The sequence below is a fragment of the Kordia sp. genome (genome assembly GCF_022447245.1).
GTDB lineage: Bacteria > Bacteroidota > Bacteroidia > Flavobacteriales > Flavobacteriaceae > Kordia.
On sequence record NZ_JAKVBC010000004.1, the window covers coordinates 197924 to 213926 of the forward strand.

General features: G+C 34.5%; 18 protein-coding genes. 11 read left to right on the top strand and 7 right to left on the bottom strand.

Annotation, left to right across the window (positions count from 1 at the left end; genetic code table 11):
• Window positions 1–164: 164 nt before the first annotated feature.
• The 7 genes from MK119_RS04890 to MK119_RS04920 all read right to left on the bottom strand — a co-directional run bounded on the left by MK119_RS04890 (window position 165) and on the right by MK119_RS04920 (window position 5417).
• Entirely contained in the window at window positions 165–1106 is a 942-nt protein-coding gene (locus MK119_RS04890) for a DUF3078 domain-containing protein (protein ID WP_290671433.1), read from the bottom strand.
• 112 nt (window positions 1107–1218) lie between these two features.
• Entirely contained in the window at window positions 1219–2142 is a 924-nt protein-coding gene (locus MK119_RS04895) for a DUF3078 domain-containing protein (protein ID WP_290671435.1), read from the bottom strand.
• A gap of 193 nt (window positions 2143–2335) precedes the next feature.
• A complete protein-coding gene (locus MK119_RS04900) occupies window positions 2336–2851 on the bottom strand; it encodes a DUF2480 family protein (RefSeq protein WP_290671437.1) in 516 nt (171 codons plus the stop codon).
• A gap of 63 nt (window positions 2852–2914) precedes the next feature.
• Window positions 2915–3181, bottom strand: a complete 267-nt coding sequence (locus tag MK119_RS04905) for an iron-sulfur cluster assembly protein (protein ID WP_290671439.1) — start codon at window positions 3179–3181, stop codon at window positions 2915–2917.
• Window position 3182: 1 nt separating this feature from the next.
• Window positions 3183–3605, bottom strand: a complete 423-nt coding sequence (locus MK119_RS04910) for a SufE family protein (RefSeq protein ID WP_290671441.1) — start codon at window positions 3603–3605, stop codon at window positions 3183–3185.
• A gap of 48 nt (window positions 3606–3653) precedes the next feature.
• Window positions 3654–4112, bottom strand: a complete 459-nt coding sequence (locus MK119_RS04915) for a hypothetical protein (protein ID WP_290671443.1) — start codon at window positions 4110–4112, stop codon at window positions 3654–3656.
• 93 nt (window positions 4113–4205) lie between these two features.
• Window positions 4206–5417, bottom strand: a complete 1212-nt coding sequence (locus MK119_RS04920; RefSeq protein ID WP_290671444.1) for a cysteine desulfurase — start codon at window positions 5415–5417, stop codon at window positions 4206–4208.
• Between the two features lie 263 nt (window positions 5418–5680).
• Here MK119_RS04920 and MK119_RS04925 point away from each other — a divergent pair, with 263 nt between their 5' ends.
• The 11 genes from MK119_RS04925 (at window position 5681) to MK119_RS04975 (ending at window position 16001) form a co-directional block, all read left to right on the top strand.
• Window positions 5681–8161 (top strand): O-antigen ligase family protein, encoded by a 2481-nt coding sequence (locus MK119_RS04925; RefSeq protein WP_290671446.1) that lies wholly within the window; start codon window positions 5681–5683, stop codon window positions 8159–8161.
• Between the two features lie 304 nt (window positions 8162–8465).
• Window positions 8466–9044, top strand: a complete 579-nt coding sequence (locus MK119_RS04930; RefSeq protein ID WP_290671448.1) for a DUF4255 domain-containing protein — start codon at window positions 8466–8468, stop codon at window positions 9042–9044.
• A 2-nt stretch (window positions 9045–9046) separates the two neighbouring features.
• Window positions 9047–9856 carry a hypothetical protein gene (locus MK119_RS04935; protein WP_290671450.1) on the top strand — a complete coding sequence of 270 codons (810 nt, stop codon included), beginning with the start codon at window positions 9047–9049 and terminating at the stop codon, window positions 9854–9856.
• A 51-nt stretch (window positions 9857–9907) separates the two neighbouring features.
• Window positions 9908–11488, top strand: coding sequence for a phage tail sheath C-terminal domain-containing protein (locus MK119_RS04940; RefSeq protein WP_290671452.1), 1581 nt, complete (start codon window positions 9908–9910; stop codon window positions 11486–11488).
• Window positions 11489–11557: 69 nt separating this feature from the next.
• Complete coding sequence (locus MK119_RS04945; protein ID WP_290671453.1) at window positions 11558–12019, top strand: phage tail protein; 462 nt, start codon at window positions 11558–11560, stop codon at window positions 12017–12019.
• Entirely contained in the window at window positions 12012–12458 is a 447-nt protein-coding gene (locus MK119_RS04950; RefSeq protein ID WP_290671455.1) for a phage tail protein, read from the top strand. Before MK119_RS04945 ends, MK119_RS04950 begins: the two co-directional genes overlap by 8 nt.
• Before the next feature lie 19 nt (window positions 12459–12477).
• Window positions 12478–12648 (top strand): DUF5908 family protein, encoded by a 171-nt coding sequence (locus MK119_RS04955; RefSeq protein ID WP_290671456.1) that lies wholly within the window; start codon window positions 12478–12480, stop codon window positions 12646–12648.
• 23 nt (window positions 12649–12671) lie between these two features.
• A complete protein-coding gene (locus MK119_RS04960; protein ID WP_290671457.1) occupies window positions 12672–13343 on the top strand; it encodes a hypothetical protein in 672 nt (223 codons plus the stop codon).
• Between the two features lie 5 nt (window positions 13344–13348).
• Window positions 13349–15148: a type VI secretion system tip protein VgrG gene (vgrG, locus tag MK119_RS04965; protein ID WP_290671458.1), complete on the top strand. Its 1800-nt coding sequence runs from the start codon at window positions 13349–13351 to the stop codon at window positions 15146–15148.
• Window positions 15149–15277: 129 nt separating this feature from the next.
• A complete protein-coding gene (locus MK119_RS04970; protein WP_290671459.1) occupies window positions 15278–15580 on the top strand; it encodes a PAAR domain-containing protein in 303 nt (100 codons plus the stop codon).
• Complete coding sequence (locus MK119_RS04975; RefSeq protein ID WP_290671461.1) at window positions 15573–16001, top strand: GPW/gp25 family protein; 429 nt, start codon at window positions 15573–15575, stop codon at window positions 15999–16001. The genes MK119_RS04970 and MK119_RS04975 overlap by 8 nt, the downstream gene beginning before the upstream one ends.
• Window positions 16002–16003 lie beyond the last annotated feature (2 nt).

The window sequence follows — 16003 nt, forward strand, 5'->3', positions numbered from 1 at the left end:
TAGCCTGTACTGATTTACGGAAAAACCGTATTTTCAATTAGAATATTCTCATAGCATTTGTAATTAAATATTTTTTAAACACCTTTATCAATGTAAATCAATTAAGTAACTTGACAATGTTTTATATTTCATACATTATCACAAGTTTTTAAACTTGCTATGTACTAAAACCCATAATTCACACCTAAACCTAACACTTCACGGGTTTGAAATCCGTTGAAGGCATTATCGTCGTATATGGTTTGAAAGTTGATGTTTGTAGAAAGGTATTTATTGATCGTCATGACAAGGTTTACATTATAATCAATATCTACATTTTCAGGCTTTTCTAAATAGTTGGAATAGACATTGAGAATGTTTTCCATAATTACATTTTTAAGCAAAGAAAATTTGTAATATCCTGAAGCATACATTCCTAATTCATACCGAATACTTTCGCCTTCTGCAACACCAAAATACCCCTCGTTTGGTAAGGTAAAATCTTTATCTACAATCGTCATTTTAGATGTTCCTGGTGCAATATTGAACTTAAAAACATCACTTTTTTTCCACAAAACTCCGGGTCCAAACGAAAGGTATGCTGGAGACAACACATTGGTATTTTGCATACGAATTTCTTTTCCGTTTTCATCTGTACCAAAATTAAAACCTTTGGTCATTTGGGTTCTAAAATTCAAGAATGCCGAATAAAACCAATAGTTTTCTCCTTTTTTACCAATAACAGAATTTAGTTCAAAACGATCATCCGTTTTTCGAGTAAATTCACTGTTTTTGGTTTGCGTTAAACCATACGCTACTAAGACTCTTGTATCCCAATCCCAATTTTCTTGATGATAATTTAAATTATAATTTAGCCCTAAAGTCCCCGAAATACTATTTTCTCCACCAGCTGCCCAGTTGGAAAATGCTGCTTGGTTGAAAAGGAACGACACATTTCCTTTGCATCGCCAACCTTTTGGAATGGTATCTTGTACAGGAATATTCTTTTTTTTAACAGCGGCCGATTTTTGTATTGCGGCTTCAATAACTGTTGATTTTTGTAGTTCTTGTGCAGTAACAAGTGTGCTTATAGATAGCAATAGGCAGATAGTTAGTACGTACTTCATAATGGGTTAGTGCTTTGCATTAAAAAAATCATACAGCATCAAAAATTATACCACACAAAAATAAAAAAGCGCTCCAAATTGGAACGCTTTCATTATACTATTTTTATAACTTTTACAAGTTGTAACTCAAACCAATTGTCCAGTACGATTGTAATTTGTTGTCTACATTATCAAACGTAGTTCCTGTATTTCCTTGTGCAAGGTTAAAGTTTACAGCTTCTTGTTTGTTTTGTCTTAATCCGAAATCAAAACCAACACCAATCATTTTCCACAATGTGTAGCTGAAAGAGTTTGTCCAAGTCCAGTTTGAATAGTCACTACTCTTGTAGCTTTGGAACATAGATAAGTTTGTCTTAAAGTTGATAGCTCCGAAGCTTCTTGTATAATCTGCAACAATTTTTGCTCCTAAAGAAGACTCAAATACAGTATCGTTATCACTAAATACAATATTGTAATTTAATGGATGAATTACCACGATTAAGTTTGTAATTGGCGTCCAAGTTGCACCAACACCAACATCTAAGTATCCAGGATCATTGAAGTTGCTTAATAATGTTGTCCTGTATTCAACCAATCCAGAAATTGCAAACTTTTCGCTTAATTTACGTCCGTATAAAGAACTAAGGTTAAATACGTCCGTTGCTTCTCTAAATTTATCACTATCCGTTGGATCATCAGTATTATCAAGTTTTACCCAAGCTAAGTTGATATTAGCACTGTTATTCCAGAAAAATTTCTCTTGATTTAAGTTTGCATAAGCGTTTACAGTAAATCCAATATTTCCTGAAGAATTATTAGGAATTCCTTGTGCATACCAATTGTTAAATTCTGAGATACTTCCTCCTATTGTTCCAAAAGCTCCTATTTTCCATCCAGGAAGTGCATCAATTTGTGCTTGAATAGCATTTGCTTCTGCTTGTAAAGCATCAGCAGCAGCTTGCTTTTCTGCTTTTTGCGCCTTTAGTTCTTCTGCTGTTTGCGCATTCAATGAACTCATTCCTAAACATAATGCGATTGCAAATACGATTTTTTTCATTTGTCTATTTTTATTAGGTTGTCAGTGATGTGAAATGGTTTTGTCTATTGTTAGTTAACTATAACTAATGTAAGAATTTATTTCACAACTGTTCACGTTAATTTTTGCGATGGCAAATATAAATTTTGCGTCTAAGTTCACAAAACTAACACAAATTATTTAAACAAATGAAAATCTGTGAGTTAATTGATTTTTACGTATTTTTATTCTTTTTATACAAAGGAACAGATGAACAAGCTTCTCCATACATAATGCTTTTAACAACACCGTGTAGTTTGTGTACCATCATCGTGTAAGCGTTGTCTGGTATAGGTTTGTTAGCACAACCTTTTATAATTACAGGTTTATCTTGATAGTCTGAAATATCTAAATTGTTAATGATGTCTTGGTAAATGGACGTTTCTAGATTCTCCAAAGTGCCAATTACAACTTTTTCGACAAAAGGTGTCAAATGTACGCTCACCAACATATATGCCCATGCAGGAATGATCGCGTCTGTTTTACAATACAACGCCACATATTGGTTTTTGTGCTGTGACCAATCGTATTCGGCTACATACGTACGGAATTCTTTTTCACGAAGAATTAAGCCTTCCATCAACCAATCGGAAATATCAAACAGTACACGTTCGCCTGATGGATAGTAATCTTCTAAGTTGAAAGTGACCAATTTACTTTGCGCTACTCTGTTGATAATTTCGTCAGCCATATCTTATAATAAACCTAGTTCTAGTTTTGCTTCTTCACTCATTAAATCTTGACTCCATTCTGGTTAAAACGTAATTTCAACAGTAGCATTGTTGACTTCTTTGAGTGATTTTACTTTTTCTTCTATTTCTAAGGGAAGTGTTTCTGCTACAGGGCAATTTGGTGAGGTTAAGGTCATTAAGATTTTTACATCATAATTTTCATTTACAAAAACATCATAAATTAATCCAAGTTCGTAAATATCCACTGGAATTTCTGGATCGTAGATGGTTTTTAATACGCGTACTATTTTTTCGCCTAAAGCGTCTGTATCTATTGTGATATCTGACATGTTAGTTTAAATGTGTTTGATACGCAATTGCGTATAACTTTAATTGTTTAATCATACTTACCAAACCGTTTGCTCTTGTTGGCGACAAATGTTCTTTAAGACCAATTTCATCAATAAAATCAGTATTTGCATCAATAATTGCTGCTGGTTGTTGATTTGAAAATACGCGAATTAAAATGGCAATAATTCCTTTGGTAATAATGGCATCGCTATCGGCTGTAAAAACCAATTTATCATCTTCCATTTCACCATGAACCCACACTTTACTTTGACAACCTTTGATGAGGTTTTCCTCTTTTTTGAGACTCTCATCAATTAAAGGTAATGATTTCCCTAGATCAATCATGTATTCGTAGCGTTGCATCCAATCATCAAACATGCTAAATTCGTCTACTATTTCATCCTGTATTTCTTGTATCGTCATTTCTTCTTCGTTTACACGATTTATTTAGACGCAAAAATACAACAACTATTACGGTTTATCAACTGCATTTGCCATTGCTTCAATTTTTGTAATCAATGCTTTTAAAGGTTTTGGTTCATTTCCAAGTCCAAATTCTACATTTTTGACCACATTTTCTTTGTAGCTTATGACTAAATTAGCAGGAATTACGGCATCTCGAGCGAGATCATCAGGATTTACGTAATTTCTTTTTAGTTTTTCTGAATCGATTTTATCGAGCAGTTTCACAATTTCATTCCAATCTTCCACACTCATTTCTTGCTGAATGGATACTTCTCCATTTCTAACTTTTGTCAATGAAAAGCGTTCTTTAGTAATGTTTATTTTTTGATAAAATCCGCGTGAATACGCTTCAAATTGTATGGAAATATCATCTTGGGCATTTGTAACTGTTTCTTTTTCTGTATTAGAATCGTTACAACTTTTTGTTAATATAGCTATAGAGAATAGAACAAATAGATATTTCATGAGCGGATGTTTTTTTAAATTCTGATACTATAATAATACAAAAAAGACGCCAAAATTGACGCCTTTTAGTTCTTTTTTAAGCATATTCGGTTGTTACGAAAGCATCATTTTTGCTTTTTTGACTGCTTCTATAAACGTGTCTATTTCTTCTTTGGTATTGTAAAATGAAAACGAAGCTCTTACCGTTCCAGGAATCTTGTAAAAATCCATGATAGGTTGTGCACAGTGATGTCCCGTACGCACTGCAATTCCTAGCTTGTCTACAATAGTTCCAATATCATACGGATGAATGTTTTCTATATTGAACGAGATTACTGCTGTTTTTGCACCTGAACCATAAATGATAACATCGCCGATGGCTAATAATTTCTCAGTAGCATATTCCAACAATTCGTTTTCATAACTAGCAATGGCTTCAAAACCAAGGTTGTTCATATAATCTAATGCTGCACCAAAAGCAATAACACCACAAATATTTGGTGTTCCAGCTTCAAATTTATGTGGTAAACCTGCGTAGGTTGTTTTTTCAAACGTTACCTGATCAATCATTTCGCCACCACCTCTGTATGGAGGAAGCTTGTTGAGCCATGATTCTTTTCCGTATAATAAGCCAACGCCTGTTGGTCCACAAATTTTGTGAGCAGAAGCTACATAGAAATCAACATTGAGTGCTTGAACATCTGCTTTGATGTGTGGAGAAGCTTGCGCACCATCAATTAAAACTACCGCATTAACTTCATGTGCTTTCTCTATAATAAATTCAATAGGATTGATGACTCCTAATGCGTTTGAAACATGATTACAAAAAACCAATTTTGTGTTTTCATTCAATAAAGAAGTATACGCTTCCATATCTAGCTGTCCGCTTTCAAACATCGGAATCACTTTTAAACTCGCTCCTGTATGTTCACATAACATTTGCCAAGGCACAATATTGGAGTGATGCTCTAAAGCTGACACAATAATTTCATCTCCCTTTTTTAATAATGAAGCAAAACCATTGGCTACTAAGTTGATACTATCAGTAGTTCCAGAAGTAAGGATCATTTCGTACGGTTTTGCCGCATTAAAGTGTTTTTGAATTTTGATACGTGCTTCTTCATACGCATCTGTTGCTTCTTGACTCAGCGTATGCACACCACGATGTATATTTGCATTATAAATAGTATAGTAATCCGTAATGCAATCTATGACTTGTTGTGGCGTTTGTGAAGTCGCGGCATTGTCAAAGTAAATTAAGGGTTTTCCATTTACTTCTCTATTGAGAATTGGAAAGTCTTTTCGTATCTGCTGAATGTCTAACATATGCTATTTTTATAACATTACAAAGATACTAACTATTCATAGAATCTAATATCACTTTTACAAGGAAATCAGTTGTAACTGTAACAGCAATCAACGCGGTATTTGTGCATTTAATCGGGTTTCTAAGATTATTTCAAAAAACAATCCGCCAGATTTCAAGATTTTTAGCGTAATTTGTTTAGCTAGCTACACTATTGTAATCAGCTATATACATTTGATTCACAAAGTGAAAATTAGTATTTTCTTGATGTAAAATCCAAGCAATGCCAAAAACCAAACCTAAAACCGACACTGCATCTTCAAAAAGTCAATTGTCTAATCAGCTTATTATTGCCCATGTTTTTTTACTGTTCTATTTAGTTTCGTGCTTTGTACCACTTTTCAATGCCATTGATTATGATGCGCCACAATGGTTATACATATCTTTACTGAATATTGTCTCCTTGATTTTTATTTTTAAGAATAATTCATTCTTTCAAGCATTTGAATTACAAAAGAAAGCTAAATTATATATGGGCTTGCTTGCTGGCTTTTTTGCCATTAGTTGCTTATCTATGCTTACCGCAATTAATGTGAGCGAAAGCTTGGTTCACTTATCGCGTTTGGTAAATATTATTGTTGCGCTTTTTTGCATCTATACTTTTATTAGAAAAGACGCGACATCCTTTTTTCACTTTGCTTGTAAAATTTCTATTTTTTTAGTCGCCTTTTACGGTTGGCGTGCTATTAGTTATTTTATTGGAAATTCGGAACTCATACGATCATTAGAATTTGTAAATGGACTTCGAAGTGGGTTTTCTAGTATAAATATATATACAGCTTTCATTGTTGTTCAAATACCTTTATTGATATATGGATTTTTGTATTTCTCAAAATTTTGGAAATACGCATCAGGAGTTGTTACGCTTGTAGGAATCACGACATTAATTTTTGTGGGTTCTAGAACGGCTTTGCTTTCGTTGAGTTTTATATTTTTAATAACTATCGGGGTTTTAGTGTTTGGTATTATCACAAAGAAGAATATCTCTTTAAAAAGAGAAACCATTATTTTAGGTATGGCACCTATACTACTTGTTTTTTTAGTACTGAATGTAAATAGGGTTGAAAAAAATTCCATGAACTCTTTGAGTGATATTCTAAATCCTAAAAACCTTGACTTTTATAAAGGAAAAAACTCTGTAAGTACGAATGTTACTAATGGGCAAAATTTAATGCCTGTGGACTTAAAAGTACAGTTAAAATCTCGTATTAGCTCTGGACGTTTTTCACTTTGGGAATTGGCAATTCGTAACTTTAAAAAAAGTCCAATACTAGGAATTGGTTATGGAAATTATAAAGCTGTTGGAAAGAAAGAACATTACCAAAATTTCTCAAATAATAAAGGTGCTTTTGCCAATCCTAGACGTGCGCACAATGACTTTTTAGAAAAGCTGGCAGAAACTGGAATTATTGGTTTTCTATTGTATGTTTCTTTGTTTATTATGCCTTTACTGTGGTTTATTGGATTGTTACGAAAAGAGAAAGATGCCAAAGTTCAATGGATGTCCCTTTCTATTTTTCTGGTAGCAAGCGCTTATACTTTTGACGCTCTTTTAAATTTTCCAATAGAACGACCACCAATTCAGTTATATTTTATTTTGATGGTAAGTCTTATAATCGCTTTCGCTAGAAATAAAAAAACAACAGAAACTACTACAACCAAAAAGAAATTAACTCCTATACTATTTGGTGTGTTAATGTTATTCAGTTTGGCAAGCACAGCTTCTAATTATGCTATTTTGAGTGCCTATCAATTGCAACGTAGCTTACGAACCGATTTAAAGGGAAAAACACTCTTTACCGAAGAAAAACTACGTAACGATTATGAGACTGTAAAAAAGCAATGGACAAACTATCCACAGCTGAGTTATGTTGGAACCGTAAACAATGTGTTTTTAGCCAATTATGCTATTAAAGCTAAAAAATATGATGAGGCTTTAGAAATATTAAACAAATCAAAATCGTACAATGTTGATGCTTTATTAGTGAAAGCTTTTAAAGCAGAAATCTTTTTAAATGTAAAACATAACTTGGATAGTGCGCAGTATTACTCAAAGCAAGTTTTTGATATTTATCCTGCATTTAAGACCAATTATTATATGCTCAAAAAGATTTATGCAAAACAAAGAGACACTGTAAGCCTGTTACGTGCTATGCATCGCTATTCTGAATATAATCATAGAGATATTAGTGAATGGAAAACCAAAGCAAATACGATGTATGAGCATACTAAAGACAGTGAATTAATGTTAAAAGTATTGGATACAGCATTGACTTTTAACGGATACAGTCAGAAACTGATTGATGCTAAAAAAGAAGTTTTAGAAAAGTTAAAATTCAAATCGTATTTGAGCAAAGAAGAGGTAAAAGCAAAACATCAGGAAGCGTATGATTTCTTTGCAAAACAACAATATGGAAAAGCAAGAGTTGTTTTTGAGGAAATTTTAAAAACAAATCCTAAAGATTTTCTTTCCATTCAAAATATTGGAATCATTGATTTGGTGAATAAAAACTATGAGGAAGCCGTCAAAAGATTATCACGTGTCATCAAAGCACAAGCGTTCAAAGATGGAAAAGCAGAATATAGTCGCGGTTATTGCTACGAACAATTAGGACAACTAGAGAAAGCCAAAGAGGATTATCGAGCTAGTAGAGCCAAAAATTATCACCAAGCAATGAATCTTACTCCTTCAAAATATGAATAACTAAACATTTTTTAGCTTACTTTCATCAAAGTAAATACTTCATTTTCAATATTTCCATATCTTAACATCAGGAAGTATTGCTGATTACTTCGTGCCCCAAAATTTAAAATTACTTACATATCATATTGCACGCGATGCGGAATACGTATCGACGCGTATTACTCGCTGTCTACGATTTGTCTACGGAAAATTTCGCACACCTATAAAATGTGCATGAATGGTATACGCCTACTTCACTGCATGCGCTCATTCTATTATTAATTTTAGCATGCTGCAAGCTAGCTAACCAAACCATTTATCCAACATGATTGAAAAAGCACTCCAATTTACAGGAAAGGCATTGAACCAATTTGTCAAAAAGAAATTTGGCTTAGACGAAGACGTTGTAAAGATTAATCCGATTATTGATCAAAACGGCGTTGTCCCTGCAGAAAATCAAAATAAAATCATTATTTCATTGATTCATGTAGAACAAGATAACACACAACAATTCTACAATAGAAATCAAAAACTCGAAAACGGAAATTACCTAAGAGCTTCCAAAACACATCGTTACAATTTATTTACTCTCATCACTCCAAATTTTGACAATTATATAGAAGCCATCAAATTTTTAGATGCTTCTATTCAGTTTTTTCAAATCAATGAAATGATTGACGCTACCAAGAATGCAGCAATTCCTCCCGAATTGGGCAAGCTAGAATACGAATTTCAAAAAGGAGAAAATTATATGCAGATGCAAAATCTTTGGACCGCACTTGGCGCCAAATACCAACCATCTGTGATTTATAAAGTGAGATTGGTAACGATTCTTTCTGATGAAGTTGAAGGATTTGATACCAAGATTACCAGTATTAGTACCAAAACAGAAGAGAAATCATGAATATGACCTATACATCTTTATGTAAAGTAACAGTTTCACATACATACTATGCGTCAAATATTTGTGAATGTTTGCAATATCAGGCAAGTCAAGAAACCATAACAATGATGAGCAAATATGGTTTTGTATTGCGATTGATGAAAGATGGTTTTGAATTGTACACCTCATCTAGTCAACCTATTGAAACACATTTAAATTATATTACACAAGTTTCAGGCGGCACGAGTTTTGAATTTATAGGAATCACCACAGATCCTAATTTTTCAAATTTCACCAACATTCCTATGAATGAGTTGGGCGTACTTACATTTGCAAGCGATCAAACAGTAAGCAATACTTCTGACACCAAAATTCAACTTGCAGAGACATTTGTTACGGATACAACAGCACATAAAACAATAGCAATTTCCATCAAATTTGAAGATCTCATTCGCTTACAAAAAACAATGAGCAATTTATCCTTTCTAATTCAATTACAAGCGCGTGAAACACAATGGAACTATTACATCGTTAACAGCTCCAATCAAGAATACAATGAATTGGCCATAGAAGGAAGTGATGAAATTCAGTTTACATCACCAACGGAAACAACACTCCAAAACGGTCAAAAAGCATTATTATTTATATCAAAAACTACCAAAATTCCTTTAAAAAATGAAGTAACCTACACCTTTGACTTAGTCAATACAAAACAAACAATTTCTGGTGACCGAAAAGAAGTCCTTATCAAAGGATTACCAATTCCAAATCCTCAAAATTTACAAATACAAGACGATCATACAATAGCATCCTTGATATACGTATATATCTAGCATGCCTTATCAGTACTTATAAAAATTAACACGAACTAATAACCATGTTTTATGAATTTATCAAACATTAAATCTCCAGGGGTTTATATCAATGAAATAAATGGGTTTGGAAATTCAGTTGTTCCAGTGGCAACTGCTGTTCCCGCATTTATTGGATATACACCACAAGCCATGTACGAAGGGAAATCGTATACGAATGTGCCAACTAAAATTACGTCCTTTACAGATTTTCAGGCAATTTTTATGCTGCCAAATCCACCAGCGCCAGCAGATCCTGCAAAACAGTACAGTCCGCAATATTACTTGGTAGCAGAAAAAAGTCAACCAGAAAAAGGTGATTATGTATTAATTGATGGAACCTACTACTCTATTGTTCCTGATGCAAATACAATTTACTACATGTACAATAGTATTCGTTTATTCTACGAAAATGGTGGTGGAGACGCATATATTGTATCTGTTGGTAGTTATGGACCTGCTTCAGGAAAGCCTATGACTCCAGGTGATCAAATTGTAAATCCAAATGTACAATTAAATGATCTCGCTAACGGATTAGCCACTTTAAAAAATGAACAAGAACCAACAATGTATATCTGCCCAGAAGCTACTTTGCTTTCAGTTGAAAACAATGGAACTTTAATGCAGGAAATGTTATTGCAAAGTGAAGAAATGCAAACAACAGTTTCAATTTTTGACATCATTGGTGGAAGAAATCCTGATCCTATCATGTGGATGGATGATGTTACAACTTTCCGTAACAATACAGGGGCTAATGGATTAAACTACGGAACTGCATACTATCCGTTTGTTGGAACAACAATTATGCAGACTTCTGATATTGATTATACAAACCTTTTTGGAGGTGACTTAAAACAATTACAACCATTATTAAGTCCTGCTGACAATCCTAATCAGTCCGTAGAAACTATTATTGGAAATATTGAAAATCCATCTGGAACTCCATTAACCGTAAGCCAATACAATAATTCACTCATTGCGGCTAGTAAAACTTACAGTACTATTATCAATCACATATTAAGTGATGCCAATATGATGCCGCCAAGTGGTGGAATGGCTGGTGTAATTACGGTAACTGATAATGAAGTTGGTCCGTGGCAAGCACCTGCAAACACATCTATGGTTGGTGCAGCATCGCTTCCAATAAAAATTTCAGAATCACAACAAGCAGACTTAAACGTAGATGCCGTTTCTGGGAAATCAATCAATGCTATTCGTTACTTCAACGGACTTGGAATTTTAATTTGGGGAGCAAGGACCCTTGATGGAAACAGTCAAGATTGGCGTTACCTATCTGTACGAAGAACCATGATTTTCTTAGAGCAGTCATGTAAACTCGCTGCACAAGCGTATGTATTTGCACCAAATGATAAAAATACTTGGGAAGGTGTAAAATCAATGATTGGAAGCTTCTTAACGAGTATATGGAAACAAGGAGGACTACAGGGAGCTACAGCTGCAAGTGCGTTTTCAGTAGAATGTGGATTAGGGTCAACAATGACTGCAGACGATATCTTAAACGGATTTATGAATGTAACTATAAAAGTTGCAGTAGTACGTCCAGCGGAATTCATTGTACTTACATTCCAACAACAACAAGCTACTTCTAGTTAATCTCAAAAAACAGAAGTACAATCAAATCATTTAAAGAAAACTAAAATTAACAATTAAAAACATAATATCATGGCAGATGATGGAAGTAAAGAAGGGGCAACGTGGCCCATGCCAAAGTTCCGATTCGAAGTAGACTTAGGAACTGAATTGAAAGGAGTTGCATTTCAGGAAGTTTCTGGAATGGACGTAGAAAATCAAATCATTGAATATCGTAAAAGTAATAGTAAGCTTTTCTCAACTGAAAAAATGCCAGGCATTGTAAAGTATGGAAATGTAACTATGAAACGTGGTGTTTTTGTCAATGACAATACATTTTGGGATTGGCATGCTGAAATTTCTATGAATACAATCAAGCGTAGAACAGTATTGATCAAACTATTAGATGAATCTGGAAAAGTAACAATGCAATGGCAGCTTAATAATGCATGGCCAACAAAAATTACAAGTACCGATTTAAAATCAGATGGTAACGAAGTTGCGATTGATACTTTAGAAATTGCTCATGAACAACTAATCATTACAAATGGATAATAGCGCGTATCCTGTTGGATTTTATTTTTCACTTTCATTTGAAGGAGAAGATGCAGCTTTTAAAGAAGTCTCTGGAATCAGTAAAGAGCTTGGAGTCGAAGAAGTTGGTGGTGGTGGAGAAAATCGATTTAAATATCGATTGCCAACCGTAAGTGCTAGCAAAAACCTAGTACTCAAAAGAGCTATCGTTCCAACGGGATCTAAGCTAATTACTTGGTGTTCTGACACGCTAGATAATGGATTAGCATCTGCAATTACAACACAAGATGTATCTGTGGATTTACTAGATAACGAAGGAACCGTATTGATGAAATGGACATTTTACAATGCGTATCCTATCAGTTATGCCGTTTCAGATTTAAAATCGCAAGAAAGTGAAATTTTGATTGAAACAATTGAATTAGCCTATACCTATTTCAACGTCTCATCAAGCTCATAGAAACTATACATTTCAAATTATGCCCATAGAAATCAGAGAATTAGTTATAAAAACTGAAATAAGAACAGTTCATGAAAACTTGAACTCAAAACGGAATGAATACGATACTTCCAAACTAAAAGATGAAGTATTGGAAACCTGTAGGCGTATGATTTCTGAAGCACAAAAAAGAGAAAAGTATAACCGATAAAACTCCTAGAGCACAGTACAATTATGGCATTAGAATATATGAAAATAACAGGATACAAAGATGAAGATTTTACGCAAGCTGTTTCTGGCGATCCGTACAACCTCATGATAAATCCTGAATCCATAAAATGGAGTCGAAGTATTGAATACAATGAGCAACAACCCATAGATTCGAGTACATCATCTCAAAAATACAAACATACACCAAGTGATAGTCTCAGTTTTGATATTGTCATTGATTGTACAGGTATTGTTGATAGCAAGAGAACAGATTTAAACTCCGAAATCCAAGCGTTGGAAGATATTGTATACACATACAACGGTGACATTCACAGGCCAAATTTCGTAAAAATCCAATGGGGAAGCGATTTAGTGTTTTACAGTGTATTAAAATCCTTTGATACTACATACACATTATTCAAGCCAGATGGAAGTCCGCTGAGAGCCAAAATCTCATTAAGCTTCGGAAAATATGTTTCTGCTGACAAGCGTAAAAAAGAAGATAATGAAAGTTCTCCTGACATTTCACATTTAGTTGAAGTAGTACAAGGCGATAGTTTACCGCAGTTATCAAACAAAGTTTGGAACACACCATACTATTATATTCAAGTTGCTCAATACAACGATTTAAATAAATTCAGACAATTAAAAGGTGGACAACAATTATTATTTCCACCGATTATAAAGCCTACATAAACTACATGAGTGCATCAACAAATATAACTAGCGGAGGTTTAGTCACTTTCGATATTAAAACCAATGGAAGTGCTATTCCAGACGCAATGGATATTCAATCTATTGAAGTAGAGAAAGGCGTTAATCGAATTTCTGTAGCTAAGGTGGTCATAATTGACGGAAATCCTACTTCAGAAACTTTTGAAGCAAGTTCTTCTAGCACATTTGTCCCCGGGAATACCATTACTATTGAAGCTGGTTACGATTCTACCAATGAAACTATTTTTCAAGGGATCATAACGAAACAAAGCATTCGTGTACATGGCGCAGAAGGTTCTGTTTTAGTTGTAGAATGTCGTGATGAAGCTGTAAAAATGATTGTTGGACGTAAAAGTCTTACCTATTCAAAACAGAAAGATAGCGACATTATGAGCACTATTATTGGTAATTACGGTGGATTATCCGCAGATGTAACTGCTACCGAAACTGAATGGCCAGAACAAGTACAATACTATACTACCGATTGGGATTTTTTACTCGCAAGAGCAGAAACCAATGGCATGATTGTTACAACACTCAATGGAACTGTAGCTGTATTTCCACCAGATAATGATACAACTTCTGTATTGGAAATTGCCTACGGAAACAACTTATTGGAGTTTAGTGCTTCCTTAGATGCAGTCACGCAGTTAGGTTCGGCTAAAGCAACTTCTTGGGACTATACACAACAACAAACAGCTTCAGGAGAAGCGTCTAGTAGTTATGCTGGCCCAGGAAATTTATCGTCTTCTACACTTTCTGAAGTAGTTGGCCTTTCTGAATATGATTTGCAAAGTACAGCTCCATTGGAAGCAAACGATTTAACCAATTGGTCAAAAGCAGCTTTGGTAAAAAGTGCATATTCAAAAATTCAAGGAGATGTAAAATTTCAGGGAAGCAACTTAGTAGATCCAGGAAAATACATCACACTTGCTGGTTTGGGCGATCGTTTTAATGGTGATCATATCATCTCTAATGTACATCATTTTATAGGACATGGAAACTGGACCACAGAGGTTTCAGTAGGCTTATCTCCTATTTGGTTTACAGAAGAACCTGATGTCATGGCGCCTCCAGCTTCTGGATTATTACCTGGTGCACAAGGATTGTTCAATGCAACTGTAAAGCAAATGTATGAAGATCCAGACAGCCAATATCGCGTATTAGTTGATATTCCTTTATTTGATCCAAATGGAGAAGGTTTATGGGCTCGCTTAACAAACTTCTACTCCACTTCTGGTGCAGGAGCATTCTTTATGCCAGAAGTTGGCGATGAAGTTGTTGTTGGTTTTTTAAATGAAGATCCTCGCTATCCTATAATCTTAGGAAGCATGTACAGTTCATCTAACAATCAACCGTATGATGGCTTAGATCCTGATGAAGAAAACACCAAAAAAGCAATTGTTTCTAAATCTGGAATTTTTATTCAGTTTGATGATGAAAATAAAGTACTCACCTTTCAAACACCGAGCAACAATACTGCGGTTTTCAGTGATGAAGACAAAAAAATCACCATCCAAGATCAAAACAACAACAGTATTGAAATGTCTGAAAGTGGTATTACCATCAAAAGTGATAGCGATATCACAATACAAGCTGCTCAAAGCTTAGCATTAAAGGGAGATACAGGTGTTACTATTGAATCTTCTGGCGGTGATGTTCAAATCAAAGGAATGAATATCAAAGAAACTGCGGATATGGAATATTCTGCCGAAGGAAGTATGACTGCTTCTTTACAAGGTGGAACGCAAACAACCATTAAAGGAGCAATGGTGATGATTAACTAGGTATTAGGTCTTGGATATTAACCTAAGAACCATTAGGAAACAAAACGTCACTTCGAGTGAAATTTTGTATCGAGAAGTACTTAGAAAACCTAACTAACAACTAATTACAAACAACCAAAAATACAGACTATGCCACCAGCAGCAAGATTAACCGATTTTCACGAATGTCCAATGCAAACACCTGCAGTGCCTGCGCCAATACCACATGTTGGCGGACCAATTACAGGACCAGGAATACCAACAGTACTCATTGGTAGTTTACCTGCCGCAGTCGTTGGTGATATGCTCGTTTGTGTAGGACCACCAGATACTATTATACAAGGTTCTGCAACCGTAATGATTGGCGGAATGCCCGCCGCACGCATAGGAGATTCAACCGCACATGGCGGATCAATTGTTTTGGGAGATTTTACAGTGATGATCGGTGGATAGAACAGAAAACATACAAAAAGAGTTCCTAGGTTCAGGTTGGTCATTTCCTGTGACATTTTCTGCAGAAAATCATCAATTACAACTCACAAAGTATGAAACGAATATCAATGAAATGATCAATTTGATCATGAAAACCACCTTTGGTGAACGCCCATTTTCGCCACAATTCGGCTCAGGTTTGCAGACGTTTTTCTTTAGAGATATGCGTCCCACATTACAAGGTGAAATTAGAGAAGCTGTCAAAACAGCACTTTTAAATAACGAACCTAGAATAAAAGTACTCGCTGTACAGGTAGCTTTTGCAGATTTACAAGACGGTTTGGTAGAAGTAACTATCGATTATATCTACAATCAAACCAATACTAGACACAATTATGTGTATCCTTTCTACATAAAAGAAGGAACCAATTTACAACGATAATA